At 62.1% G+C, this 406-nt stretch carries 1 protein-coding gene and 1 pseudogene; both read left to right on the top strand.

Annotated features, from left to right (window positions below; genetic code table 11):
* A partial coding sequence (locus AB1462_RS32345; protein ID WP_367249207.1) for a hypothetical protein occupies positions 1-183 on the top strand: 183 nt, incomplete at its 5' end.
* Positions 180-406, top strand: a pseudogene (locus AB1462_RS32340) (sugar-binding transcriptional regulator); the annotation flags it as partial. The gene AB1462_RS32345 and the pseudogene AB1462_RS32340, both read left to right, overlap by 4 nt.

Below are 406 nucleotides of genomic sequence, written 5' to 3'. Positions count from 1 at the left end.
CTCGGCCTGTTCCCCGATCTGATCACGGCGTCGAATGCCTGCGCCGCGCCCACCAAGGAAGTTCTGCCCGATGCCGCTCGAAGCCGCCGCTATGACGAGGCGCTCGAACTCTACCGCGACACGACGGAGGTGCTGACACCAGCCTTCCACACATTGTCGGAAAGACAGGGAGGACGGCGATGAGCAGCGAGCCAATCGACAATCGCCTGACATCATCGGTACGCCTGCCTTCGAATGAGCAGCGCGAACATCTGATGGTGCGGGTCGCCAAGCTTTATTACGATCTGGAGCGGACCCAGAGCGAAATCGCCACCGAACTCGGCCTTACCCGCTGGCAGGTTGGACGGTTGCTGACCGAAGCCAAGGAACTCGGCGTAGTGCGCATCGAAATCACGCCGCGCGCCCA

It is taken from the genome of Pseudomonas sp. SB113 (genome assembly GCF_040754745.1).
GTDB lineage: Bacteria > Pseudomonadota > Gammaproteobacteria > Pseudomonadales > Pseudomonadaceae > Aquipseudomonas > Aquipseudomonas grimontii.
Note: the sequence above shows the minus strand (reverse complement) of the source record. Positions and strands in the feature narration are given on the sequence as shown.